Below are 26,059 nucleotides of genomic sequence, written 5' to 3'. Positions count from 1 at the left end.
AAAAACTTGACGACCGCAGGCTTTACCCGCGGGACGTGAGAGAGCGACCGGAAAAACCCCGCGGGACGTGAGAGAGCGAACGGAAAAACCCCGCGGGACGTGAGAGAGCGACGGGGGTGCAAAAATGCCCGCCACCTCGAGAGGCAACGGGCATTCACGCTTGATGAAGTATCTCTACTTCTTATTGCGGCGCTGGTGGCGAGTCTTACGAAGCAGCTTGCGGTGCTTCTTCTTGGCCATACGCTTGCGGCGCTTCTTAATAACTGAACCCACGAAAGTTCCTTACAAACTAGAAGTTCCTGTCTGTTGGAACCGATCCGCGGAAGCAGACAGTACAACTGACAGATTCTTACATTGACGTAAAACGTTCCTTAACAGAGTACCGCTTCAAAGAGGCACCCTGTGACCACGGTCCGGAGGACGGACTGCGGCAAGTCTCAGGCGGTCTCGGATTGTCCGTCCACCACAGCACCCTTGAGGTACTGGGCAACAGCCTCTTCGGGAACCCGGAAGGAACGGCCGAACCTTACAGCGGGCATCTCTCCGGAGTGAACCAGGCGGTACACGGTCATTTTGGAAACGCGCAGGACGTCGGCCACCTCGGCCACCGTCATGAAACGCGCATTCGAGAAGTTAGTCTCCGCGGACATTTCCCATATTCCTTTGCTCTCAGACGATAGGACACCCCCAGTGGAACGGTGTGCCGATGCTGAGCCATCAAACAACCATGTGCTAGATACTCTAGAGGCTGATGGGGCCAATGTGAAAGAGCCAGCGACACAGATCTGCCCGGCGTTACCGGGTCTACGCCGCGACCACCGTGCGACGCTTGCGTGCCGACGCCGCGAGCTGATCCAAAACCGAGGCCGTGACGTCCCACTCCATGCAGGCATCCGTAACGCTCTGGCCGTACACCAGCTCCTGCTCCCCGGAAAGCTGCTGGGCGGTATCCAGGTTCTGCGCCCCTCCCACAAGGAAGCTTTCCAGCATCACACCGGCAATCGGCGAGGTCTCCCCTGCTTCCAGCTGCGCACCGATTTCCAGTGCAACCTCGGCCTGGCGGTGATGGCTCTTGCCACTGTTGGCGTGGCTGGCGTCCACGATCAGGCGAGGGTTGAGGCCCTTGGCAGCAAGCTTGCCCGAGGCCGCTGCGACGTCGTCGGCAGAGTAGTTGGGACCCTTGCGTCCGCCCCGGAGGATCACGTGGGTGTCGGGGTTTCCGGAGGTCGCTACGAGAGCTGCCCGGCCGTCGTCGTCGATTCCCAGGAAGGCTTGCTCAGCGGCGGAGGCGCCGCACGCGTCGATGGCCACCTGGAGGTCGCCGTCGGTGCCGTTCTTGAAGCCGATCGGCATGGACAGACCGGAGGCGAGCTGGCGGTGGATCTGGCTTTCGGTGGTGCGCGCACCGATGGCGCCCCAGGAGACGAGGTCCGCCATGTACTGCGGGCTGATGGGTTCCAGGAACTCCGTGGCCGTGGGCAGGCCCAGGGCGGTGACCTGCTTGAGGAAGCCGCGGGCGGCGCGCAGGCCTGCGGCGATATCGTGGCTGCCGTCCAGGTGGGGATCGTTGATGAGGCCCTTCCAGCCGACGGTGGTGCGGGGCTTCTCGAAGTAGGTCCGCATCACGATCAGCAAGTCTTCCTTGTGCTTCTCGGCCTGGCTGACCAACCGGCGGGCGTATTCGAGCCCGGCCTTGGGATCGTGGATGGAGCACGGGCCCACAATCACCAACAGGCGATCGTCCACGCCGTCCATGATGGCGCGGACCTGGTCACGGCCGCGGTCGACGACGGCAGCTGAGCGGGCGTCCAGCGGCAACTCGGCGATGAGGTCCTGGGGCGCCGGAAGCGGTTCGAAACGGGCCACCCGCAGGTTGGAGGTGGCGGGCTGGGCGGAATCAGCCGGGTGGAGCGGTGTGGGTTCTGCAGCGATGCTGGTCATGTCTGGGTCCTGTTCCGGGATGCGGAGCGGGCCCCTTTTCAGAACCCGCCGGATATGGCGAAGGGCAGAGAGTAATCTCTGCCCTGTTGGCTCTGAAGGAAAGTTGGATGCGTGTCAGTTAGACGCGGGCCCCTCCAGAGCCAACGAAAAATACGCATACCAACGGTTTGTCATAGCCACACCATAACCGCGGTTCTTCACCGCGGGCAAATCGCTTCCATCAAGATGACAGTAGTTTGCGAAGGAACTGCAGCTGCTTGATCCAGTGGTGTTCCTGCCCGCCTTCGTGGTTGTTGAAGCGGTAAACCTCGATGTCCTTCTCAACCCCGCCGAAGCCTGTGCCGTAGCTGTTGTAGCTCGCGAACACCGTTGACGGAGGGCAGATGTCATCCATTTGCGCAGCGGAGAATAGAGCGGGAACTGTGGCGGCACGGCCCAAGTGCACGCCGTCGAAGTAGTTCAGCACTGACAGTATGGGCTCATACTTTTCGCGGTGCCGGCCCAGGAATCCGGCAATCTCGGGGTACGGGCCACGCGGGGTGATGTCGATCGCGCGGGGGAAGTCCTGCAGGAACGGGACGTCGGGCAGCGCCGCAATAACGCCGTCGAGCCTTCCAGCGGTCAGCCCGGCAGCGGCAACAGTAATGCCGCCACCTTGGCTCACGCCGGTAAGGATTACCTGTGAAGGGTCGACGGCGGGATGGTTCTGTGCCGCTTCTACCGCACGGAAGGCGTCCACGTAGACCCGGCGGAAGTAGTAATCGTCCTGGTGCCCGGACCCACGGGTCATGAGCCCGGCGTAATTGACCTCGCCCGCCGAGGGGTGTGGATCCGGGGTGTCTCCGGAGACGCCGCCATAGCCTTGGCCGCGGGTGTCCATGATGAAGTGCGCGTAACCGGCCTGGGCCCAGCGGGTGTTCTGGTTGACCAGGCCGCGCCCGCCTGAGTAGCCGATGTACTCCACCACCACGGGAAGCTGCTCCCCCGGCTCAAGCTGTGACGGCACGTGCAGCCAGCCCTTGATGCGGTCTCCCCCGAAGCCGGAGAACGTGACATCGAAGGTGTTGATCACGCTGAGGTAGTTGTCCACGGGTTCGAACACGGCATTGAGCGGGAGCGCCCGGGCCTCAGCGATGGTGCGATCCCAGAAGTCACTGAGATCGGCTGGTGCTACGGCCGTGGAGGAGTAGGTGCGGAGCTGGTCAAGGGGGAGGTCGAAGAGGGGCATGGTCCATTCCGGTTCAGGTGGGTCTGACTGTGCTGGCTGAGCTGCTGGAGTCGAAGGCTGATTGAGGACATCCTACGTCATGAGAGGCTCTAATGGTTGCTCAATTTGAATCGTTACATTTCGAGGCGGATCAGGCTAAACTAAACACAGCCAACCACGGGAAAGCGCTTGCTGAGGTGTAGCCTAAACCCGCCCGAACACTTTTGTGAAGACCCAAACGACGGCGTCACGCGCCATCGCTGCCGCGCCAGCCGAGGAGAGCCCATGGACACCAAGTCCGTCAGCAGCCCAACACCCAACAGGCCTGCCCCTTCGAACGGGACTGCAGCGTCAACCGGGCCTGCCGGCGCCACTGGACGTGCCACTGGGCCCGCCACTCCCCCCGCCCGAATCGCCCTGGTGGGCGTGCACGGCTTCGGCACGCACCATCTCCGCAACCTGGAGCGGCTGAGCAGCCAGGGCCTGGTGGACCTTGTTGCCGTGGCCGACCCGAATCCGCCGGCACCCGGAGCTTTGCCGGCCACCACGGCAGTGCATGCCAATCTGGACGAACTGCTGGCCGGCGAGCACGGACCGGACGTCATCATCGTGGCAACTCCTATCCAGACCCACGCCCCGTTGGCGCTGTCCGTACTCGCTTCCGAGGCTGATCTCTACTTGGAGAAGCCCCCGGTTGCCTCGATGAGCGACTTCCTCCGCCTCCAGGAAGCGGCGGCAAAGGCTGGCCGCAGCGTTCAGATTGGTTTTCAGAGCCTCGGATCCCATGCCCTGGCAGCGTTGGAGAAGCTGGCCGGCGGGGATGCGGCGGAAGAGCTGCCGGGTATCGGCACTTTGAAGGGGATTTCCGCCACGGGACGCTGGGTCCGGGATCGGGCCTATTACAAGCGGTCCCGCTGGGCAGGCAAACGCAGCCTCGACGGCGTGGATGTGGTGGATGGCGTGGCGACCAATCCGCTGGCTCATGCGATTGCCACCGCACTCCGCATTGCCGGAGCCAGGGAAGCAGCGGATCTGGTATCCGTGGACACCGATCTCTACCGCGCCAATGACATCGAAGCGGACGACACCTCAGTGATCCGCATGCGGACCATCAACGGTTTGCCCATCACCTGCGCCCTCACGCTGTGCGCCACCGAATCCGTGGAACCGTACGTCACGCTCCACGGCACTGAAGGCACGGCAGTATTCCACTACACGGAGGACCGGGTGACGGTCCGCACCGAAGCGGGCGAAACCGCTCACACGTTCGGTCGAGACGATCTCACCGAGAACCTCCTCCAACACCTGTCCCACGGCACGCCACTGCTCAGCCCACTCGATCACAGCGGCGCCTTCATGAAGGTAGTGGAAGCCATCCGAACAGCAGAGGCACCTGCGCTGATTCCCACGGAATGCGTGAAATGGGTGGGTACGGGCGAGCAAGCCCACGCAGTGATTCCGAACATTGAGGACATCCTGGAACGCGCCACCCGCGCCCACGCTACCTTCTCCGAGTTGGGACTTCCTTGGGCTCGGCCGGTCACCGCTGGTGCCGAGGTACTCTTCTCCCCTGACGCTAACGCTGACGCCTCCAACAACCGCGCCGCCGTCCTCCGCTCCGGAAGCACCCTCGAGCCGGATCTCTCCCCGAGGCCCTACTTGCACCCGGTGACCACACAAGCCGGCGTGGTGGTTACGGATCACTTGCCCTCAGACCACGTATGGCACCTCGGCGCAGGATTTGCCCTGCAGGACGTCAACGGCAGCAACTTCTGGGGCGGTCGCAGCTACCGCAGAACAACGGGCAGGTACGTGGACTTGAAGGACCACGGCAGGATCGAAACGGCGAGCATCTCCCGGGAAAAAGACCACACCACGCTTGACCTCAGCTGGCTCGCAGCAGACGGTGAACTGGTCCTGAAGGAAAGCCGTTCCCTGAGCCGCACGCCCCTGGACGCCCGCACATGGCGACTCGACATTCAGACCCGCCTTACCGCCGTCGTGGATGTTTCGCTGGGCAGTCCCGGTTCGCATGGGGCTGCCGGCAGCGGCTACGGCGGATTCTTCTGGCGGCTTCCAGTCTGTACCGCCCCGCGCGTCTTCTCCTCCACAGCCGAGGGTGAGCCGTCCGTGCACGGCTCGGTGGCGCCGTGGCTCGCTTGGGCGGGAGAGTTCGACGGCGGCCCTGCCACTTTGGTGTTCGGCGCACCTTTGGAGTCGGCGGACCCGTGGTTCGTTCGGTGCAGCGGCTACCCCGCAGTGGGTTCGGCGCTGGCGTGGGACACCGCCGTAGAACTGGCTGCAGGTGACTCGATCACCCGGACCAACACGGTGTGGATCAGCGACGGAACGTTGGACGCAGCGGAGATCGAGGACCTGGTGGGCAGCGTCAGGATGTAGCGCGTTTGTCCGTCCTCGTCACTTTTCATCAACAGGGAGGACGGACAAAAGCCGGCTTGTGGGGGGTGGCTAGGCGCGCCGGCGAGCCGAGTAGAGCCACAGCAGCAAGCCAATCACTGCCGCCGACACCATGCCCAGTGCGCCCGTGACAACCAGTCCCGTGCGGACCCCAAAGTCTTCTGTAAGCCAGCCGGCCAGCAAACCGCCCAAAGCATGGCCACCCAGCAGGAGCGGGAAATACAGGGCCAGAACCCTGCCACGCACGCTGGCGCCGGCCTCGAGCTGCACCGCCGTTGCCGCGCTCGTGAGGAACACCAGGGTCATGAAACCCACCACAATGAGCATCACCACAAACCACTCCTGGGTGGGCATCACGGCAGCGAGGGCTTGCGTCAAGCCGAAAAGCCCGGCGCTGGCCACAATCCCTTTTCGTCCAAAGCGTTTGATGCGCGTGGCCACCAGCGCACCTGCCAGTGCGCCCAAGGCGCTGACGGTATTGAAGAGCCCAAAGCCTGCGGGACCGCTATGCCACACTCCGTCAGCGAACGCGGCGAGGACTACGGGCCCGTTCATGCCAAAGGCACCCAGTAAGCCCGCAAGCAGCATGGTCAGCAGCAGGGGCGGACGAGCGATGACGAAGCGGAAACCGGCCAGGATCTGGCCGCGCCGGGCACCCGGCTCAGTGGACTCGTGAGAATGGTGCAGTTCGCCGGGCCTGATGGAGGCGATCATCACCAGGACCGACACCCCTATCAAAGCGTTGGCCGCGAAAGCCGCTGCTGAACCGGCCTGGGCAATGACTACCCCTGCCAGAGCGGGGCCTGCCATGGCCCCCAACTGCCCTATTGCGCTGTTGAGGCCGATTGCGGCGGGCAGTCCGGCGTCGCCCACTACCTCGTTGACAAAGACCTGCCGTGCCGGTCCATCGATCGCACTGGTGATTCCCAGGGCTATGCAGGACGCATAGACCACCCAGACGTCCGTGCCGCCCGTCGCGTTCCACACAGCCAAAGCTGCGGCCAGCAACGCGGCGACGGACTGGCAAACCAGAAGGATGCGGCGTTTAGGGAACAGGTCCACCAGCACTCCGCTGATTGGACCCACCACCAGCATGGGCAGGAACTGGAGTGCAACGGCGACACCTACGGCGGCCGGACTCCCCGTGAGCTGCAGCACCAGCCAGTCCTGGGCGAGGCGTTGCATCCACACCCCGCCACTTCCTACAAGGGAGAGAGTGACGAAGATCCGGTAGTTGTGATGCCTCAGCGGGTAATGCCAGCTTTCCGTGGATCGGGCACGCGGGGCGGTGGATTTGGGGCGCAGTGGGAACGGGCGCGGCGACACGGAGTGTTCTGCTCGATTCAGCGGGCTGGGACGGATTCTTGTGGAGTTTTTGTACAGCTGATGCCCTTAAGGGCGCTCCTAAAGGGCATTAGCTGTACAAAAACTCAGCGATTGGCGCGGATTTTGATGGCGGCAGCGGCCAGGATCAGGGTCCCGGGGACGATGACGAACAGGGCCTGCAGCATCCACACGAAGACCACCGTCATGAACACGGCCGCGAGCAGCAGCAGGGATCCGGTCCAGTCGCGCAGCGAGTCGGCCTTGGCATTGGCATACGCGGCAGCCCAGCGCTGCGGGCCGGGAACGTCGGCGGATTGTTGGCCGGCGTCGCCGCTCCAGGTCACGCTCCCGCTCCAGTTGGCGGCGATACGCAGGAACAGCACGGCACCTGCAGCGGCGAGGATCAGCGTGGCGGGCAGGATCGCTGCCCGGCCGGGCAGTTGACCCACCAGGGCGAGCAACAGGTTCAGGACAATCACGACGGCGGCTGCCGCCGTCGTGATGCCGATCTTCCAACTGCCGGGCAGCGCACGGCGGAAATTGCCCCACAGGCTTCGCAGGGAATCGTCCCTGCCGCTGAGGTGCCTTTCCAGGTGCGCGACGCCGGCCGCGTAGGCAGCCGGCGCCGTCACCAACGGCACGGAAAGGAGGAGCACGATGACTCCGGCCAGGATGGTCTCGGCGAAGAGGGCAAAACGGTTGACCGGAATCCCGGGGTTCCCCGAGGACTTTCCTGTGGCGTTCATAGTGCTCATTCTCTGCTACTCCTTAACCCTTGAGACCCTGGGTTGAGACGCCTTCGACGATGTAGCGCTGGAAGACCAGGAAGAAGACCAGCACGGGCAGGAGCGCCAGGACGGACATGGCGATCATGGCTCCGTAGTCCGAGCTCTGGGTCTGGTCCACGAAGAGCCGCAGCGCCAGGGGTAGCGGGTATTTGTCCGGAGTGTTCAGGTAGAGCAGCGGGCCCAGGAAGTCGTTCCAGCTCCAGATGAAGGAAAAGATGGAGGTGGAGATCAGGGCCGGTTTCATCAGGGGCAGCATGATCGATCCGAAGATCCGGACGTGCCCGGCGCCGTCGATGCGGGCGGCTTCGTCCAGTTCGGCCGGGAGGCCGCGCATGAACTGGACCATGAGGAACACGAAGAACGCATCCGCGGCCAGGAACTTGCCGATCAGCAACGGCACGTAGGTGTCCACCAGGCCAAGCTGCTGAAACACGATGTACTGCGGGATGATCACCACGTGGAAGGGCAACAGCAATGTGGCGATCATCATGCCGAAGAACAGTCCACGGCCCGGGAAATTGATCCGGGCGAACGCATAGGCCGAGATGGACGCCGAGAGCACAGTACCGACGACAGCTCCGACGGCCAGGATCAGCGAGTTGGTAAAGAACGTCAGGGTGGAGACCCCGCCGATGCCTTCCATGGCCGTTGCAAAGTTATCGAAGCTGAAATTGTTGGACCACAGCGCGTTGTTGGCGCCGCCGATCTCCGAGTTCGGCTTGAACGCCGCGGAGATCATCCACAGGGCCGGGTAGAGGACCATCGCCACCAAGCCCAGGGCCACGATGTGGAAGATGGTGCTCTTGATCCGTTTGACCGTGGTGGATTCGGATTTCGGGTTATAGACCGGCGCCGTTGAGGTCTTGGTGGGAGCGGGCTGGGTGGGGGTTGCCATGGTTGTCACTTTGCATCACCGCTGTAGTGGACCCAGGACTTGGAGGTCTTGAAGAAGATCAGCGTGATGATGCCGACCACGATCACCAGGAGCCAGGCCATCGCCGAAGCGTAGCCCATCCGGAAATCGGAGAAACCGCGCAAGTACAGGTAGAGGGTGTAGAAGAGGGTGGATCCTGCCGGGCCGCCTTCACCGTTGGAGATGATGTAGGCCGAGGCGAAGATCTGGAAGGCGTGGATGGTTTCCATCAGCAGGTTGAAGAAGATCACCGGGGAGAGCATGGGCCAGGTGATGTTCATGAACTTCCGCACCGGGCCGGCACCGTCCATCGAGGCAGCCTCGTACAGGTCCGCCGGGATCTGCTTCAGGCCGGCCAGGAAGATCACCATCGGGGCGCCGAACTGCCACACGGTCAACAGGATCATCATGCCCATGGTCATGTTGGGGTTGCCCACCCAACCGCCGAGGTTGATCCCGAAGAAGGACAGGCCTTGGTCTACGGGGCCGGAATCGCCGAACATGGCTTTCCAGACGATCGCGATGGACACCGACGCGCCGATCAGGGACGGGGCGTAGAACGAGGACCGGTAGAAGCCCTGGCCTTTGCGTTTGCTGTTGAGCAGCATCGCGATCGCCAACGCCGCCGCGAGCTTCAGCGGAGTACCGAAGACCACGTACTGCATGGTCACGCCCACCGACTGCAGGAACCGTTCGTCCTGGAAGAGGCTGACGTAGTTGTCGAAGCCGATCCACTTGGGGGCATCGAAGAGGTTGTAGTTGGTGAAGGAAAGGTACAGCGAGGAAATCATCGGGCCTACGGTCAGGGCGATGAATCCCAGCAGCCAGGGCAACAGGAACGTGTAGCCGGCGCGGGCATCCGCCCCACGCCGGCGCGATTTACGCGGCGGCGTGGGAGCGGAAGCGGAACGCCTGCTCAGGGTTGGGCTTTGAGTCACAGGATCAGTCCGTCAGTTATGAAGCTCGGATCAGACACAGAGTGTCTGGATCAGGCGTTCTGCTTGATAAGGTCTTCGGCTTCCTTGAACCACGCATCAACTGCGCCGTCCACGGTGAGCTTGCCGTAGTTGAGGTCCTGGGTGACGCGCTTGAACGTGGACTCCAGGGTGCCGAAACCGACGATGGGCGGCTCGGGGGCGTCCTTGAGGTACTTCTCGATGGACTTCTCGTAATCCACCACGAGCTTGTCCGTGCCTTCGAACGTGGTGCCGTCGCGTTGGGTCTTGGACGCAGGAACACCGCGGGAGGTCTTGAAGATCTGGCCCACCTCGGGATCGTTGACCATGAAGTCAATGAAGCGGGCGGCAGCATCCTTGTACTTGGTCTTGGCGCTGGCCACCATGAGCATGGACGGCTTGAGGAACAGGCCCAGGTTGTCCGGGTCATCCGACGGGACAGGAACCAGCTTGAGTTCCTTGGCACCGCTGTCAGCGAGGTAGCCGGCCATGAAGTTGTCCCACGTAACTTCCGTGGCAGTGACATTGGATCCGAACGGGGACTTGGGCAGCAACTGGGTGGCCTTGTCTTCGCCAACAATTGCCCCGGTACCGCGCAGGTCCGCGGTAAGGTTCCACCACTTCTTCAGATCGTCCTTGGAGAACCCAAGCTTGCCGTCCTCGGTGAAGGCCTGGATGTTGTTCTGACGCAGCCAGATGTTGAAGTTCCACCAAATGCCGGTGTAGTCGGTGCCACCGAACAACGTGCCGTTGCCCTTGGCGCCAACCTCGGCCAGGAAGGTGTTGAATTCTTTGTAGTTCCAGGTGCCATCGGGCTCTGCGATTCCCAAGGAAGCGAGTTTGGCGGGATCGTAGTAGACCGCGAAGGCGTTGGTGCTGGTGGGGATGCCGTAGGTCTTGCCGCGGATCTGGCCCGAGGGAAGGAGCGACTTGTCGAATGCGTCCGTGTTGATCTTGACGGTGCCAAGGTCCAGGAGCTGGTTCCGCTGACCGTAGTCACGCAGGTAGGAGAGGTCCCACTGCATCACGTCCGGCAGGCCACCACCGGCGGCTTCGGTGGCACGCTTCTGCCAGTAGCCTGCGAAGTCGGAGAAGTTGCCGTTGACCTTGATGTCCGGATTCTTGGACTCGAAGAGCGCAATGGCTTTGCGGGTGCGCTCAGCTCGGTCATCGTTGCCCCACCAGGTGTAGGTGATGGTGACGGGGTTCTCCGCGGAACCCGTCTGTCCTGCCGTTGAGGATTGGCCACAAGCGGACAGGAACGCGGCAGATGCGGTGCCCAGAGCCACCGTGGTGAGGAATTTCCTTCTATCGAACATAAGAGCCTCCTTGCTCAGTTGGTGCAAGCTTCCGAGTTCTCTACAACGTGGTAGTGACTTCGCTTACACTCCTTCTGAATCGATACAATATCCCTAATGGCGGATCTGGGCAAGCGTTTTCCAAAGATCGCAATTTGACCGGTACGCTGCATTCATACCTTCAGTACCTCCAGTACCAGCACGGCCCACCTGACGAAGGAGTCCCCTTGACTTCCCCCGAAATCCCACGCAGTCCATCCGTCTGGAACAGCATCGACGGACTCGCTTACGGCGGCGACTACAACCCCGAGCAGTGGCCGGAGGACATCCGGCTTGAGGACATTGAGCTCATGAAGGAAGCCGGGGTCAACTTCCTCAGCGTCGGCATCTTCTCCTGGGGGCTCCTGGAGCCCACTGAAGGGAACTACGACTTCGGCTGGTTGGACGATGTCATGGACAACCTCCACGGAGCCGGAATTAAGGTGGCCCTGGCAACCGCCACAGCCTCTCCCCCTGCCTGGCTGGCCCGCAAATATCCCGAGATCCTGCCCGTCACTGCGGAAGGAGTCAGGCTGGAACGGGGCTCGCGACGCCACTACACGCCGTCGTCATCCGTGTACCGCAGGTACGCCACCGCCATGACGCGGGTCATCGCCGAACGCTACAAAAACCACCCGGCCCTGGCACTCTGGCACGTGGACAACGAGCTTGGCTGCCACGTTGGCGAGTTCCATGGCGAGGAAGACGCAACCGCTTTCCGCGCTTGGCTGGAACGGCGCTACGGTTCCATCGAGGCCCTCAACGATGCCTGGGGTACGGCGTTCTGGTCCCAGCATTACGCATCGTTTGACGAGATCATCCCGCCGGGCGCAGCTCCCACTACATTGAACCCTGGGCAACAGCTGGACTTCGCGCGCTTCAACTCCTGGGCCTTCATCGACTACTACCGCGAGCTGCTGGCCGTGATCCGTGACGTCACCCCCAACGTTCCGGCGACCACCAACTTCATGGTCTCCAGCGCCACCAAGGCCCTGGACTACTTCGATTGGTCCAAAGACATGGACGTGATCGCCAACGATCACTACCTCGTGGCCGCTGACCCGGAGCGGGAAATCGAACTCGCGTTCAGCGCGGACCTGACCCGCGGTGTAGCCGGCGGTGAGCCGTGGATCCTCATGGAACACTCGACGTCGGCGGTTAACTGGCAGCCGCACAACCAGCCCAAGATGCCCGGCGAAATGCTCCGGAATTCCCTGACGCATGTGGCCCGCGGCGCCGATGCCGTCATGTTCTTCCAGTGGCGCCAAAGCAAGGCCGGCTCGGAGAAGTTCCACTCCGCCATGGTCCCCCACGGCGGCCGCGACACGCAGGTGTGGCGTAACGTGGTGGACCTCGGCGAGGCGCTGTCCAGGCTGGAACCTGTCAAAGGCTCCCGCGTGGACTCGCGGGTCGCGATCGTGTTCGACTACGAAGCCTGGTGGGCCTCCGAGCTGGACTCACACCCGAGCAATTCACTGAAGTATTTGGACACCATGCGGGCGTTCCACCGTTCCCTCTATAAGCGCGGGATCACCGCGGACTTCGTGCACCCGTCATCGGACATCTCCGGATATGACCTCATCCTGGTGTGCACGTTGTACGCCGTCACGGATTCAGCGGCCGCCTCCATCGCGGCAGCCGCGGAGGGTGGCGCCACCGTGCTGATCAGCTACTTCAGCGGCATTGTTGATGAACGGGACCACGTTCGATTGGGCGGCTACCCGGGCGCTTTCCGTGAACTTTTGGGCGTTCGGGGTGAAGAATTCCACCCGCTCTTCCCCGGTACCTCGGTCACGTTGAGCGACGGCACGGTATTTGCCTCCGGAACAGTGGGATCCGTGTGGAGCGAGAACGTGCGTGCCGCCGGGGATACGGAAGTTCTGGCAGCCTTCGCCGACTACCCGCTCACCGATGTCCCGGCCCTGACACGGCGAAGTGTGGGCACCGGTTCAGCCTGGTACCTCGCAACCCTCCCCGACCCCGAAGGCATCGACGCCCTTACCGCCCGGTTGATGGACGAAGCAGGGGTGACACCCGTTGCTGAGGTTTCTTCCGGCGTCGAACTTGTCCGACGGCGCGCCGCGAACGGCCGCACCTTCCTGTTTGCCATCAACCACAGCCGGGAAGACGTCACAGTGAAGGCCGACGGCGGCGAACTGCTCAGCGGCGAACGCTTCACTGGGGTGGTACCCGCCGGAGCCGTGGCCGTCATCGCGGAAGACTGACCCAAGAAGGGACAGCACACGCAAAAACCGCGCCCCGGACGGATCACGAATGATTCGCCCGGGGCGCGGTTTACGGCGCGAAAGCTAGCTGATGGCGGACTTCATTTCATCCACTGCCTTCTTGCCGGCTTCTTCGGTGGAAAGCCTGTTGAACAGGACCTCCGAGGTGTAGCGCTTGATGATTTCCTGGATGGCCCCTGCGCCCTTCGGCGGTGCTGCCGGAGCCTCTCCAAGTTCGTCCTTGATCGCGTCAATGAAGCTGACAACCTTGACGTCGGCTTTGGCCAGCTTGGGAGCGATGGCCTCGCGGACCTCCGAGTTGGGGTACACGCCGCGGTCGGCCAGAAGTGCCTCGCCAGCCTTGACGTCGTTGGCCAGGAAGTTGATGAACTTGGCCGTCTCTTCAGGGTGCTTGGTGCGTGATGATGCGGACCAGAACTGCGAAGCCTTGTACCAGAGCTTGGAGTCCTCAGCCTTGCCCGTCTTGGACGGGAAGCGCATGATCTGCAGTTCTCCGCCTGCCGCCTTCTCCAAGGCCGGAAGCTGGTTGGACCACCAGAAGGCCAGTCCGTTCTTACCCGTAGCCAGGCCACTCTGGTCCAGCGGGGCTGCCTCGGCTTCAACAACCTCGGACGCTGAGGGAACAGCCTTCTTCTCGCTGAGTTCCTTCAGGAAACCCCACCACTGGGCGATGTCCGAGGGCTCGAAGCCAAGCTTGCCGTCCTCGGTGTAGAGGGACTTGCCGTTCTGGCGGAGCCACACCCCGAGGGAAGCTTCATCCGTACCATAAGCGGCTGCGCCGTAGGTGCCCTTGGGCGACTTGGCCGTGATCTCGGCGGCGACGCGCTCGAAGTCTTCCCACGTCCAGGTCTTGTCATCGGGGATAGCGACTCCGGCAGCCTCGAACACTGCCGGGTTGGCCAGGATGGTGGCGGCGTTGATGCCGGCAGCGATACCGGTCAGGCCGTCCTCGCCCTGTCCGGCTTCCAGCGCGGCCTTGTCGAGCTTCGAGGTATCGATCTGGTATTTGGAGAGGTCCAGCAAGGCACCGCGGGTGGAGTATTCGGTGATGTACTTCTCGTCCATCTGTATGATGTCCGGAGCGTCATTGGCTGCCACCTGCGTAGCCAGTTTGTCCCAGTAGCCACTCCAGTCGCCATACTCCGGCTTGATCTTGATGTTTGGATTCTCGGCCTCGAAGGCGGCGATGGCAGCCTGGGTCACCTGGGCGCGCTTGTCGCTGCCCCACCAGGAGAAGCGCAACTCCACCTTGCCGTCAGCACTCTTGGCCTCGGAACCCCCACCGCCGCAAGCGGTGAGGGCAAGAACTGCAGCAGCTGTTGCTGCCACCAGGGCTGAGGCACGAACTCTACGCCGTGCTTTGGGGGCCCGGGCCTTGAGGGCTGCGGTTCCCGACTCTTCTGCGGGGGCGACTGCTTCACCCTTGGGATGTACCGGCACTGTTGTCTCCGATCTTCATTGATCCTGATGCGATTGGGAAAGCGTTTTCTTACTGAATATTATGATACAAGTCACAGTCTTGTATTACAAGCTATCAACTTGTCTTAGTTGTTGGATTGTCGACGGCGGCACGCAGCCATGCAGGCGGCACGCACCGGCGTCGACGGGCACGCCCTACAGCGGTACCCAGCAGAAGGGAGCGGCACCCGCCGCCCCCTTCCGATAAGCCGGCGGCTTATTTGATGCCGGTGGTGGCGATGCCCTTGATGAGGAACCGCTGGCCGAAGAGGAACACCAGGAACACGGGGAGCAGGGACACGATGGACATTGCGAAGAGCGAGCCCCAGCTGGTTGCCGACTGCGAGTCAACGAAGGCGCGCAGGGCCACGGGAACAGTGAACATGTCCGGGTCCGTGAGGTAAATCAGCGCGCCGAAGAAGTCATTCCAGGTCCAGATGAACGTGAAGATGGTGGTGGTAGCCAGGGCCGGGACCATCAGAGGCAGAATCACGCGCAGGAAGATCCTGGGGTGGCCGGCGCCGTCGATGCGGGCGGCTTCGTCGAGGTCCTTGGGGATGCCGCGGATGAACTGGACCATGAGGAAGACGAAGAACGCGTCCGTGGCCAGGAGCTTGGGCACGATCAGCGGCCAGAAGGTGTTCACCCAGCCGATCTGGGAGAACAGGATGTACTGCGGCACGATCACTACATGGAAGGGCAGCATGATGGTCAGGAGCATGATGCCGAAGAAGAGTTTCTTACCGCTGAACTGCAGGCGGGCGAAGGCGTAGGCGGCCATGGAGCAGGAAACCAGGTTGCCAACAATCGAGCCCAGGACCACGATCGCGGAGTTAATCATATAGTGCCCGAACGGGTGGGTCAGCGCGGACCAGCCATCGGTGTAGTTACTCATCTCCAGGTTTTCCAGCCACAGGCCGGGTTCGCGGAAGATGAGGTCGTTGGGCCGCAGCGAGGAGACCACCATCCACAGCAGCGGGTAGATCATCACGCCGCCTACAAGGATCAGGATGGCGTGTTTGATGAGGCCCTTGGTGCGGGCGGAGCGGCTGAAGGCCAGGTTCCCCCGGGATTCGCGGCGGCGCGGGCTCTTGCCTGCCTTGCCGGCTTTGGCGTCGGAGGAAGAAGCTGCGGGGAGGGTCTGGAGTTTAGTCATCGTAGAACACCCAATACTTTGAAGCGATGAAGTTGATGGCAGTGAAGACACCGATGATGACCAGCAGGAACCAGGCCATCGCTGAGGCGTAACCCATATCGAACTGGCCGAAGCCCTTTTGGTACAGGTACAGGGTGAAGAACATGGTGGAGTCGGACGGGCCGCCGTTACCGCCGGAGACGATGAACGCCTGGGTGAACGACTGGAACGAACCGATGATCTGCAACACCAGGTTGAAGAAAATGATGGGGCTCAGCATCGGAAGCGTGATCCGCCAGAACTGCTGCAACGTGGTGGCACCATCCACCTTGGCGGCCTCGTAGTACATCACCGGGATCTGCCGAAGACCGGCAAGGAAGATGATCATCGGGGCACCGAACGTCCACACGTGCAGCAGGATGATCGAACCCAGCGCGGTCCCGGGATCGGAGATCCAGCCGGGCCCCTGGATGCCCACCATCGCCAGGACCTGGTTCACCAAGCCCGTGGTGCCGAAGATCTGCTTCCACAAGATAGCGATCGCTACTGAACCGCCCAACAGTGAGGGCAAGTAGAACACTGAACGGTAGAACGGAAGGCCACGCAGCCCCTTGTCCAGGACCAATGCGATCAACAACGCCACCGCCAACTGCAACGGCACACCCACCAGCACATACGTGAACGTCACGCCGAGCGAGTTATGCAGGCGCGCATCACCGAACATCCGGACGAAGTTATCCAGGCCCACCCATTCCGGGGGCTGCAACAGGTTGTAATCCGTGAACGACAGATACAACGACATCAGCATCGGACCGATGGTAATAGCCACCAACCCCACCAACCACGGCAAGAGGAAGATATACGCAGCCTTGTTATCCCGGCCGTTCGCCTTCTTCTCTTCCTTGGTAGCAGGGCCCTTACGGCGGGTCATCGTGGAGAGTTCGCCAATAGCGCTCATCGCTTCCCCCTCACAGGCCCGCGGACGCTTCGCGGCGTCCCCATGCGTAGTACAGCGGCCATGTGGTCTCCTTTGGTCATCGTGGCCATCCACGGACATCGAGTCTGGTTGGTACTTGCCTTCCGGGACGCCGACCTTCCGGCGTTCCCTCCTGAGGTGCCAGGATCGAGGTCCCGGGTTTCAGCGGCTCCGTATCAAAGTAAACGTTTTCTTGACCCTTGTACAGCCTTTTGCTAATTTTTGAGAAAGCGTTTTCTTGCGAAGCCGCCAAAACTTGTTTTTCCACGCTGACGAAGCCCGGCGTGCGCTGGAGCACACCTTCCGCATCGATAAGGCAGGACACTATTGTTCCCCACCGACTCCGCCTGCCATGACCACCGTTGACATGGCAGCATCCCCCACCCGACCCAGTGCACTTGCTGGTTACGAGGATTGGCCGGCCTATGCAGCCAAGCACCGATTCGCTGCCGAGCTCACCGCCGGCCCACCAGAAGCCAGACAACTTGCCGACACCCTTGGCGTGCCCGCCGTAATACCAGACATTGAGTACACAGTGCTTGCCGAATCGGAGCACGACGGCGTCATCACCTCGCATCTGCAGTGGCAGTTGGGTTTCGGCCCTGCCACATCCGCCTGGTTCGTCCGACCCGCCGGGGCAACCGGTCCGCTGCCCGGACTGCTCGCCCTTCACTGCCACGCCGGAATCAAGGCATACGGCGCTGAGCGGCTGGTGCGGTTCGAACACAACCCGGAAGGCAACGACGGCGGCACCTCCGCGGCGGTCGGCTCCGGTTTTTCGTCGCTTGCGTTGCCGCCCCTGGACGTCAGGGCAAAGCTCTACGGCGGCCGGGCACTCGCCACGTGGTTGGCCCGGCAGGGCTTTGCCGTCCTTGCGCACGATGCCTTCATGTGGGGCAGCCGACGCTTCGAACTCGATCCCCTTCCGTGGCGGACTGCCAACGCCGTCAACGGCCGGAAGGCACTATGGCGGGAGGCCGGCGTCGAACTTTCCGTAGCGGAACATTACGACGCCGCGGCGGCTTCCCACGAGGAAACCGTGGCGAAAGCCGCAACGCTGATCGGGACCACCGTGGCCGGGACCGTTGCGCATGACGACCTCGCGGCCCTGGGTGTCCTCGCGTCCCTGCCGGGCGTGGATAGGGATCGGCTCGGTTGCCTGGGATTCTCCGGCGGCGGCGGACGGGCGATGGTACTCGGTGCCCTGAGCCCGCTGATCCGCAGCTACGTGGTCACGTGCATGATGACCACCTTCGAGTCACTCCTGCCCTCATACTTGGACGCGCATTCCTGGTTACTGCACTCTCCGGGCCTGGCCGGGCTGGGTGACTGGCCGGACCTGGCCATCCGTTCCACTGCCGAAAAAGTGCTGGTCCAATACGCCCTGGATGACCCCCTGTTCCCGGAACGGGGTATGCGCGACGCGCACCAGCATCTAGTGGAGGGCATGCCCGCCCGCTACACCGGAAGTTTCTGGCAGGAACCACACGTCTTCACCCGGGCCATGCAGGACGAGGCCGCCGCGTTCCTCACCTCCGCATTGCAGCCCCGCCCCACCACCGCTACCCACGCACCTGACCCCGCTAGGACAGCCTCATGACACAACCCCTGACCGCCACCACCGAGCGCATTGCCCGGCTCCCGCGCATCGCGCTGGTGGGCGTGCACGGTTTCGGCGAACGGCACTTGGACAACCTCGGCAGGCTGAGTGCCAACGGCGTCTTGGAGTTGGTGGCCGTCGCCGATCCCCTGCCCCCGGCGGACGGAACGCTGGGCCCGGAGGTGAAGGTCTTCGCTTCCCTTGACGAGCTCCTGGCTGCAGGTACCAAAGCGGACGTGGTCATCGTCTCTACCCCCATCCAAACCCACGCACCTCTTGCCCTCGCCGCCCTCAACGCAGGTGCCAACGTGTACTTGGAAAAACCGCCGGTGGCTTCCATGGCCCAATTCGAGGAGCTCATGGAGGCGGCTGCGAGCGCCGGCCGTCTGGTGCAGGTGGGTTTTCAGAGCCTGGGCTCGGAGGCTTTGCCCGAAATCGAGGCCGTGGTGGCATCCGGCGAGATCGGCGATGTCCGAGGCATCAGCGCTACCGGACTGTGGCTGCGGAACAAGGCGTACTTCAAGCGGTCACGATGGGCCGGCAAGCGGGGCCTCAACGGGACCGACGTGGTGGACGGAGTGGCCACCAATGCCTTGGCACATGCTGTGGCTACCGGTCTCCGGCTAGCTGGTGCGCGGACTGTGGCGGACGTTGATTCCGTGGAGACGGACTTGTACCGCGCCAACCACACCGAAAGCGACGACACGTCCGTGGTGCGGGTCCGGATTACGGGAAGTACTGTGCTGACGTGCGCCCTGACCCTGTGCGCGCCCGTGCAGTCCGCGCCGTCGGTCACCATTGACGGGACTCTCGGTCAGCTCACCCTCTTCTACACGGAGGACCGCGTGGAGGTTACCACCCCCCAAGGCACCCGGACGGAGACCTTTGGGCGGACCGACCTGCTGGAAAACCTGCTGGCCGCCCGCACGGAACAGGATCTGCTCAGCCCGCTGTCCGGATCGGGTGCCTACGTTTCTGTCTTGGAGGCCATCCGCACAGCAGATGCTCCCCGGCTGATCCACCCGGAATTCATCACCTGGGAAGGTGAGGGCGACGCCGCCCACCCCGTGGTCCATGGCATCGAATCGCTGATCCGCCGGGCAGCCCTGGGGCAGGCCACGTTCGCGGAGTTGGAAACGCCGTGGGCCGCTTCCCCCAAGCCCGCTTTCACGGTGGACGGCGTGCCGGTGGCAACAGTCCAGGACGGTTCAGCGGTCCGTCCCACGTCCTCCCCCCGCCCCTACCTCCACCCGGTGCGGACGCTGGCGGGAACCGTGGTCACGGACCACGTGCCAGAGGACCATGTGTGGCACCTCGGGGCGGGAGTGGCCCTCCAGGACGTGGACGGCATCAACTTCTGGGGCGGCCGGACCTACACCCGCGACGCCGGAGCGTACGTTTGGCGTAAGGATCACGGCAGGATCGTCACAGAGTCCGCGGAGCACAGTGAAGGACACAGGCGCGAACAGCTGAGCTGGATCGGCCCGGACGGCACACCCGTACTCCGCGAACAGCGCGAGTGGCGCTGGTCCGCCGTCGGACATTCAACGTGGAAACTGACGCTGGACTTCACACTGGACTCAGCCACAGGACGTCCGGTGCTGCTGGGCAGCCCGGGCTCCAACGGGCGGCCGCAAGGTGGTTACGGCGGCTTCTTCTGGCGGCTCCCCAAGGTTGGCGACGCGACTATTTGGACACCGGACGCGCGGGGCGAGGACGCCGTACATGGCACCGTGGCGCCATGGCTGGCTTGGTCCGGAACGTTCGACGCCGGCACAGCCACCGCTACGCCCGTCACCGGCGTCCCCGGGCTGGGACGCCCGGCAACCCTCGTGTTCCTTGCCTCACCGCAGGCACCGGATCCGTGGTTCGTGCGGCACTCGGGGTACCCCGGGGTTGGGCTGTCCTTGGCCTGGGACACCCCGGTGACCGCCGAACCGGGAAAACCTGTCCACAGAACCGTCACCGTCCTCATCACGGACGGCTTCCTGGCCACACAAGACATTGAACAACTCATCACAACTTTGGGGGAACCGGCATGACCACGCCTACTCAATTCACGCCAGCTCTGACGGCAGTCTCTGCGCGAAGCCAGCCCACTGCACCCGGCCCTCTGACTGCGCCCGGCAACGTCGCCGACCGTGCAGTGAAGCGCCGGCGGGTGTTGGACATCATGGACGCAGCGGGTCGCGACTCGCTGCTGCTGACATCCAACACAGCCCTTACGTGGTACCTGGACGGCAGTCGCGTGCACATCAGCCTGGCCGGCGACCCCATTGCCGCCCTCTTGGTGGACCGCACCGGTGATCACCTGGTCACGTTCAACAATGAGGCCGGCCGGATCGCAGCTGAAGAATTGCCCGAGGACGTCAGCCTTGACACGGTTCCCTGGCATGGCCAGTTGCAGGCCTTCGCGGCCGGGCTGGCCCTTGACGGCGACCCGTTGCTGGAAGCGGCTGTGACCGCTGAACTGCGTGCGGCCCGGCAGCAACTGCTTCCCGGCGAGACGGCCCGCTACGCCGAACTTTCCGCCGACGCAGCCGCCGCCATGACCGATGTCCTTGCTGCTGCGACGCCGGAAACCACGGAATTCCAGCTCGTCTCGGAGCTGGCCGCGCGGATTGTTTCGGTGGGAGCCGAGCCGCTGGTCCTCCTTTGCAACGGAGCGTCCCGCAGCGACTTCCGCCACCCCTTGGCCACGCACTCCCCCATCGGACGCCGCGCCATGGCTGTGGTCTGCGCCCGTCGGAACGGACTGGTTGCCAACGTCACCCGTTGGGTAGCATTCGACGCCGGCACTCCCCAGGAGCTCGATGCCGAGGCCCGCATCGCCGCAGTTGAGGCGGACATTCTCCGGGCGACGGTTCCCGGCGCCCGCCTCAATGAGATCTTCGCCGAGATCAAACTGGCATACCTCCGGCACGGCTTTGGCGAAGACCAGTGGACGCTTCACCACCAGGGCGGCCCGGCCGGCTATGCGGGGCGCGATCCCCGGGTCACCGCAGACGTTACAGATACCGTGGTGCTCAACCAGCCTTTCACGTGGAACCCGTCCGGCCCCGGTGTGAAGATCGAGGACACGGTGCTGCTCACTGAATCCGGCGTGCGCGTCCTGACCGTCGACGAACGGTGGCCGACCACCCCAGTTGACGGCCGCCGTCGTCCGCTGACGCTTCGCCCGTAAGCAACCCGAAAGGGGCGGGGTCACCGTGTTGGTGACCCCGCCCCTTTCGTGTGCCCTACGGGTGCGCTAGCCCAGCGTCAGTACGCCGTCCACGCGCCGCGGGATGCCCAGCGGGTTGGCGTCATGCAAGGCAGGGTGCAGCACGCTTTCCGGGGCGTCCTGGTAAGCCACCGGACGCTGGAAGCGGCGCACAGCAGTAGCGCCCACCGAGGTGAACAGGGACGTCGTAGCCGGGTACGGGCCGCCGTGCTGCTGGGCCCAGTTCACGGCCACGCCGGTGGGCCAGCCATCAAACAGAACCCTGCCAGCCAAACCGCTGAGCTGCTCCACCAGTGCTGCAACGTCCTCGCCGGGCTGTGCGTGCACCGTTCCGGTGAGGCTGCCTGGAACCTTGGCGAGGGCCGCGGAGAGTTCTTCCTGGTTGGCGTACTCAATGAGCAGCGTGGTGGGGCCAAAGCACTCCTCCAGCAGCTCCTCGGGGCGCTCCAGGACGTTGGCGGCGCTGGTGGAGAACACTACGGGCGCGGCGCCGTCGGCCAGGCTGTCCTGCTGGACGGTGCCACTGACGACGGCGACACCCGGCTGGTCTGCGACGTTACGGAGCCCGTCCGGGTAGGCCTCTGCGATCCGCTCGGTCAACATGGCAGCGGTGGGCTTGTCCTTGCTGGCCTCGGCCAGGTGTGAAGCAAAGTCCGTGCCTTCGGGGATGAAGACCAGCCCGGGCTTGGTGCAGAACTGGCCGGCGCCCTGGGTGAAGGACCCAGCCAGACCGGCGGCGAGTTGCTGTCCTCGTTCCGCGAGGGCGTCCGCAGTGATGACTACGGGGTTGAGGCTGCCCAGCTCGCCGTAGAAAGGAATGGGCTCCGGCCGGGAGGACGCGAGATCGAACAACGCGCGCCCGCCCGGGATGGAGCCGGTGAAGCCGACGGCCTTGATGGCAGGATCCTGGACCAGTGCCGTGCCGGCCTCCCGGCCACTGACCAGGGCAAAGATTCCGTCCGGGGCTCCGGCCTTTGCCAGCGCTTCGGTGACGATCTCGGCGGTCCGCTGGGACAGGCGGAGGTGACCCGAGTGTGCCTTGACGATCACCGGGCAGCCAACGGCCAACGCGGACGCGGTGTCGCCGCCGGCCACGGAAAACGCAAACGGGAAGTTCGACGCCGAGAACACGGCCACCGGGCCAATCGGACGCAGGATGCGGCGAAGGTCGGGCTTGGGCGGAGTTGCCGTCGGGTCGGCGTGATCGATGACGGCTTCGAGGTACGAGCCCTCAGTGATCACGTTGGCGAACAACCGCAGCTGCCCGCTGGTCCTCGCCACCTCACCTGTGAGCCGGACTGTGCCAAGGCTCGTCTCGGAATCGGCAATGGCCACCAGTTCGGTGACGTTGGCGTCCAAAGCGTCGGCGACGGCGGTCAGCCAAGCGGCGCGCTCGGCGTCGGAGGCCGCTGCGGTCACCTTTGCCGCCTCGGTAGCTGCCGCTGTAACGGCGGTCAGGTCAAGAGTTGCTGTACTCAATGCGGTTTCCTTTACTCTCAGGGGCGGAATGCTCTGGGGCTGCCGCCTCAGGTGCGTGCGGCCCTGCTGTGTGCGGCGTAGAGCTGAAGTCGAAGCCAAGCCCGCGAAGGCCGGACGAGGTGAGCCGGCTGTTGTGGATCCGGATCGGAGAAGGTCCTGCCAGGATGCCCAGCTGCTGGAACGAGGCATCCTCCACGTCTTCAACGCTCACGGCCTCAGCCAGGGTGAGGGCCAACTGTCCGGAGAGTTCCGGAAGAAGGTGCGGAGCAACCCGGATGCTGTTGGCCCGTGCCAGTTCAACAATTCTCCGGAAGGGAGTAATACCACCCACCCGGACGATGTTGGGCTGGATGATGTCCACCGCTTCGGCCTCGATGAAGTCGCGGAAGCGGTAGATGGTGTGGACGTTCTCGCCCAGGGCAATGGGCACCGGGGAGTGCTTGCGCAGGCGGCGGTAGGCCCACAGGTCATCGGCACGGATCGGCTCCTCCAACCACTCCAGTCCGTACTCCCCCAAGATATCCAATGCACGGAACGTGTGGGCCAGGTCCCAGCGCTGGTTGGCGTCGATCATGAGCAGCCGGTCCGGGCCGATCACCTGGCGGACGGCAGCAACGCGCTCGGCGTCTTCCCGAAGCTCGGGCTTGCCCACTTTGATCTTCACCGCGTTGTGTCCCGCAGCAACCCAGCGCTGCGCCTGCTCCACCAGCTGCTCCAAGGTGTAATGCAGGTTCACTCCGGAGCCGTACACCTCCACGGATTCCTGGCGCTGGCCCAAAAGCCCCGTGACGGATGTCCCGGCCTGCCGCGCCTTCAGGTCCCACAGCGCCAGGTCCACGCCGGCCATCGCGATGGTGGTCAGTCCTCCCCCGCCAGCCTCGTGAAGCCTCTTCCAGAGCTGGTCCCACACGATCTCCGGATTCGCTTCCAACCCCAGGATGAACGGGGCGATGTCGTGATCCAGCAGGGCCTTCACCGCATGGGGACCAATGGTGGGTGTCCACGAGAAGCCGCGGCCCGCGCCGCCGTCGTCCGTGGTCAGCTCGGTGACAATCACATGGTTCTCCGGCGCCTCCACGCCCCAGCTGCGCAGCAGCGGGACCGTGATCAGCCGGGTGGAGAGGCCCGTGATGCGGGCGGGCATCAGCGGCCGGCCAACTCGTGGCCCTTGGCCAGGATGGACTTGAGCTCCAAGAGCTGTTCCTCGTTGGGATCCACCAGCGGCGGGCGGACCGAACCAACAGGAAGCCCGGCGAGGCGCAAGCCAGCCTTGATCAATGAGACGCCGAAGCCCGGAGTCTGGTCGCGGAGCCGGACCAGCGGCGCGTAGAAACCTTCAAGGAGCGCGTGGCGGCGCTCCTCGTCACCGGACACATAGGCGTCGTAGTACGCCTTGGCGATTTCGGGGGCCATGGCGAAAGCAGCCGAGGAATACAGCGGGATGCCGAGGCCGCGGTAGGCGCCCTGGGTCAGTTCCGCCGTGAGGAGGCCGTTGAAGAGTGCGAAGTCGGTGCGACCGCTGGCGTTGATGGCCGACACGATTTCCTGGGCCAGGCCCACATCGCCGATCCCGTCCTTAAATCCAACAACCTTGGGGTTGGCCGTCAGGCGGGTGATGGCCTCGGCGGTAAACTTGGCAGTCCCACGGTGGTACACGATCACCGGCAGGCTACTCGCGGCCGCGATGGCTTCGACGTAAGCCACCACGCCATCGGTAGGCCCGGTCACCAGATACGGCGGGAGCACCAGAAGGGCGTCCGCACCGGCTTCCTCAGCAACCTTGGCTGCAGCGATCGCGTGACCCAGCGGACCACCCGCACCGGAAACCACCGGCACCGCTCCCGCAACGGCCTCGACGGCGGCGGTCACCACCGTGCGGATCTCATCCAGGGAGAGCGCATGGAATTCACCGGTGCCGCAAGCAGGGAACACGCCGCCCGGGCCGAACGGAAGCCGGGAAGTGATGTGCTCCTTCAACAGGGCAACGTCCACGCTGCCGTCCTCGGCGAAGGGGGTGACGGGGAAGAACAGTACGCCGTCGAAGTTCATGGGGTCTCCTTTGTTGCTCCCGCTGCCACCAGGCGCGCGGGATTCTCGTCATTGAGTGCTGCTTGTTGGTTCTCTTGGTCAGACGCGGTGTCGGCGCCTTGGTAGGGAGGCGTGAGTTCGCTGCGCCACGAGCGCTTGGGCTCCCACCCCAGCAATTCCCGGGCCTTACTAATGGAAAACGCCGGACTGGTGCCGGAAAGATGCCCGGTGATGGGACCGCTACCCGGCAAAAACCGCGGGAAGAGCTCTGCCAGCGGAGCCGTGGCCAAGGCATCCTTCGCGCCAACGAAGAACACCTCGCCGTTGGGGATCGAGTCCATCTTGTCCAGGAGCACATCCAGGAAATCGGCTACGTCCCGGGCGTCAACATAGTTGAACTGGGCCGGAGCGGACAGCGCAGGATCATCCAGGCGCTCGCGGACAGTGTGTCCCTGCTGCGTCAGCGCACCTTCCCATTCCTCCGGCGAGATGACGTAGCACGGGCGGAATGCCGCATAACGGATCTTCTCGCCCTGCGCGGCCGCGAACATCTGCACGGTTTGCTCGGCGATCAGTTTGGACAGCGCATAGGCGTTCCACGGCTTGGGCGGCGTCTGCTCGTCCAAGGGGAACGACGGCGGCAGCCACCCGGCCGGTGAACCGTAGCCCAGGGCGGTGGGGCTGGACGCCGTCACGATCTTCGGGACACCGGCGTCAGTGGCCGCACTGACAACCGCAAAGGCGAGCCGGGTGTTCGTGCTGAAAATGACATCCTCAGGCGCGCTGAAAGGTACCGCAATAGCAGCGAGGTGGATGACGGCGTCGGGCGCTGTTTCGCGGATGAGCCGCTCCGCCTCCCCCGGCGCCAGCAGATCTGCGGTGTATTGCTCGGCTCCGGGCGGCAAGTGCTCTGCCGGAATGGCATCCCGGTCAACCGAAATCACGGTGTGGCCGGCCTGGGCCAGTCCGGCCACCACGCTGCGGCCCAACCGGCCGGAACCGCCGGTGACAAAAATCCTGCTCATGTG

21 protein-coding genes are annotated in these 26,059 nt (G+C 63.8%); 5 read left to right on the top strand and 16 right to left on the bottom strand.

What is annotated here, in order from left to right; all coding sequences use genetic code 11:
* Window positions 1–174: 174 nt before the first annotated feature.
* The 4 genes from EU811_RS08725 to EU811_RS08710 all read right to left on the bottom strand — a co-directional run bounded on the left by EU811_RS08725 (window position 175) and on the right by EU811_RS08710 (window position 3,169).
* Window positions 175–273 carry a 30S ribosomal protein bS22 gene (locus EU811_RS08725; RefSeq protein WP_003792170.1) on the bottom strand — a complete coding sequence of 33 codons (99 nt, stop codon included), beginning with the start codon at window positions 271–273 and terminating at the stop codon, window positions 175–177.
* A gap of 164 nt (window positions 274–437) precedes the next feature.
* A complete protein-coding gene (locus tag EU811_RS08720; RefSeq protein ID WP_017199160.1) occupies window positions 438–650 on the bottom strand; it encodes a helix-turn-helix domain-containing protein in 213 nt (70 codons plus the stop codon).
* A gap of 154 nt (window positions 651–804) precedes the next feature.
* The gene (locus EU811_RS08715) at window positions 805–1,941 is read right to left on the bottom strand and encodes a 3-deoxy-7-phosphoheptulonate synthase (RefSeq protein WP_142938081.1); all 1,137 of its coding nucleotides are present in this window, start codon (window positions 1,939–1,941) and stop codon (window positions 805–807) included.
* A 220-nt stretch (window positions 1,942–2,161) separates the two neighbouring features.
* Window positions 2,162–3,169, bottom strand: a complete 1,008-nt coding sequence (locus EU811_RS08710) for an acetylxylan esterase (protein ID WP_142938080.1) — start codon at window positions 3,167–3,169, stop codon at window positions 2,162–2,164.
* Between the two features lie 264 nt (window positions 3,170–3,433).
* Between EU811_RS08710 and EU811_RS08705 the strand changes: the two genes are divergently transcribed.
* Window positions 3,434–5,548 (top strand): DUF6807 family protein, encoded by a 2,115-nt coding sequence (locus EU811_RS08705; RefSeq protein ID WP_142938079.1) that lies wholly within the window; start codon window positions 3,434–3,436, stop codon window positions 5,546–5,548.
* Window positions 5,549–5,617: 69 nt separating this feature from the next.
* Here the strand turns inward: EU811_RS08705 and EU811_RS08700 are convergent, their stop codons facing one another.
* The 5 genes from EU811_RS08700 to EU811_RS08680 form a co-directional block, all read right to left on the bottom strand.
* Complete coding sequence (locus EU811_RS08700; protein WP_142938078.1) at window positions 5,618–6,892, bottom strand: MFS transporter; 1,275 nt, start codon at window positions 6,890–6,892, stop codon at window positions 5,618–5,620.
* Window positions 6,893–6,996: 104 nt separating this feature from the next.
* The gene (locus EU811_RS08695; protein WP_142938090.1) at window positions 6,997–7,638 is read right to left on the bottom strand and encodes a Poxvirus protein I5; all 642 of its coding nucleotides are present in this window, start codon (window positions 7,636–7,638) and stop codon (window positions 6,997–6,999) included.
* Between the two features lie 22 nt (window positions 7,639–7,660).
* On the bottom strand, window positions 7,661–8,584 hold the full coding sequence (locus EU811_RS08690; protein WP_142938077.1) for a carbohydrate ABC transporter permease: 924 nt from the start codon (window positions 8,582–8,584) through the stop codon (window positions 7,661–7,663).
* Window positions 8,581–9,531: a carbohydrate ABC transporter permease gene (locus EU811_RS08685; RefSeq protein WP_142938076.1), complete on the bottom strand. Its 951-nt coding sequence runs from the start codon at window positions 9,529–9,531 to the stop codon at window positions 8,581–8,583. The genes EU811_RS08690 and EU811_RS08685 overlap by 4 nt, the downstream gene beginning before the upstream one ends.
* Window positions 9,532–9,581: 50 nt before the next feature.
* Window positions 9,582–10,868: an ABC transporter substrate-binding protein gene (locus EU811_RS08680; protein WP_142938075.1), complete on the bottom strand. Its 1,287-nt coding sequence runs from the start codon at window positions 10,866–10,868 to the stop codon at window positions 9,582–9,584.
* 206 nt (window positions 10,869–11,074) lie between these two features.
* Between EU811_RS08680 and EU811_RS08675 the strand changes: the two genes are divergently transcribed.
* On the top strand, window positions 11,075–13,111 hold the full coding sequence (locus EU811_RS08675) for a beta-galactosidase (protein ID WP_142938074.1): 2,037 nt from the start codon (window positions 11,075–11,077) through the stop codon (window positions 13,109–13,111).
* An 84-nt stretch (window positions 13,112–13,195) separates the two neighbouring features.
* Here the strand turns inward: EU811_RS08675 and EU811_RS08670 are convergent, their stop codons facing one another.
* From EU811_RS08670 to EU811_RS08660, 3 genes are all read right to left on the bottom strand, one after another.
* On the bottom strand, window positions 13,196–14,572 hold the full coding sequence (locus EU811_RS08670; RefSeq protein WP_142938073.1) for an ABC transporter substrate-binding protein: 1,377 nt from the start codon (window positions 14,570–14,572) through the stop codon (window positions 13,196–13,198).
* Window positions 14,573–14,807: 235 nt separating this feature from the next.
* Entirely contained in the window at window positions 14,808–15,746 is a 939-nt protein-coding gene (locus tag EU811_RS08665) for a carbohydrate ABC transporter permease (RefSeq protein ID WP_142938072.1), read from the bottom strand.
* Window positions 15,739–16,683 carry a carbohydrate ABC transporter permease gene (locus EU811_RS08660; protein ID WP_142938071.1) on the bottom strand — a complete coding sequence of 315 codons (945 nt, stop codon included), beginning with the start codon at window positions 16,681–16,683 and terminating at the stop codon, window positions 15,739–15,741. Before EU811_RS08660 ends, EU811_RS08665 begins: the two co-directional genes overlap by 8 nt.
* A 370-nt stretch (window positions 16,684–17,053) precedes the next feature.
* Between EU811_RS08660 and EU811_RS08655 the strand changes: the two genes are divergently transcribed.
* Genes EU811_RS08655 through EU811_RS08645 form a run of 3 tightly spaced genes read left to right on the top strand, consistent with a single transcriptional unit; the run spans window position 17,054 to window position 21,485 of the window.
* Window positions 17,054–18,301, top strand: a complete 1,248-nt coding sequence (locus EU811_RS08655; protein WP_165450175.1) for an acetylxylan esterase — start codon at window positions 17,054–17,056, stop codon at window positions 18,299–18,301.
* Window positions 18,298–20,343, top strand: a complete 2,046-nt coding sequence (locus EU811_RS08650; protein ID WP_142938070.1) for a DUF6807 family protein — start codon at window positions 18,298–18,300, stop codon at window positions 20,341–20,343. Before EU811_RS08655 ends, EU811_RS08650 begins: the two co-directional genes overlap by 4 nt.
* On the top strand, window positions 20,340–21,485 hold the full coding sequence (locus EU811_RS08645; protein WP_446698046.1) for a M24 family metallopeptidase: 1,146 nt from the start codon (window positions 20,340–20,342) through the stop codon (window positions 21,483–21,485). Before EU811_RS08650 ends, EU811_RS08645 begins: the two co-directional genes overlap by 4 nt.
* A gap of 66 nt (window positions 21,486–21,551) precedes the next feature.
* On the opposite strand, the gene EU811_RS08640 is transcribed toward EU811_RS08645, so the two are convergent.
* Genes EU811_RS08640 through EU811_RS08625 form a run of 4 tightly spaced genes read right to left on the bottom strand, consistent with a single transcriptional unit; the run spans window position 21,552 to window position 26,056 of the window.
* Window positions 21,552–23,003, bottom strand: a complete 1,452-nt coding sequence (locus tag EU811_RS08640; RefSeq protein WP_142938069.1) for an aldehyde dehydrogenase (NADP(+)) — start codon at window positions 23,001–23,003, stop codon at window positions 21,552–21,554.
* Window positions 22,984–24,147, bottom strand: a complete 1,164-nt coding sequence (locus tag EU811_RS08635; protein ID WP_142938068.1) for a mandelate racemase/muconate lactonizing enzyme family protein — start codon at window positions 24,145–24,147, stop codon at window positions 22,984–22,986. Before EU811_RS08635 ends, EU811_RS08640 begins: the two co-directional genes overlap by 20 nt.
* On the bottom strand, window positions 24,147–25,052 hold the full coding sequence (locus tag EU811_RS08630; protein WP_142938067.1) for a 5-dehydro-4-deoxyglucarate dehydratase: 906 nt from the start codon (window positions 25,050–25,052) through the stop codon (window positions 24,147–24,149). Before EU811_RS08630 ends, EU811_RS08635 begins: the two co-directional genes overlap by 1 nt.
* Window positions 25,049–26,056: an NAD-dependent epimerase/dehydratase family protein gene (locus tag EU811_RS08625; RefSeq protein ID WP_142938066.1), complete on the bottom strand. Its 1,008-nt coding sequence runs from the start codon at window positions 26,054–26,056 to the stop codon at window positions 25,049–25,051. Before EU811_RS08625 ends, EU811_RS08630 begins: the two co-directional genes overlap by 4 nt.
* Window positions 26,057–26,059: the final 3 nt, after the last annotated feature.

The organism is Arthrobacter sp. TS-15, from assembly GCF_006964045.1.
Taxonomy (GTDB): Bacteria; Actinomycetota; Actinomycetes; order Actinomycetales; family Micrococcaceae; genus Arthrobacter.
This window is presented reverse-complemented; position numbering and strand designations above follow the sequence as displayed.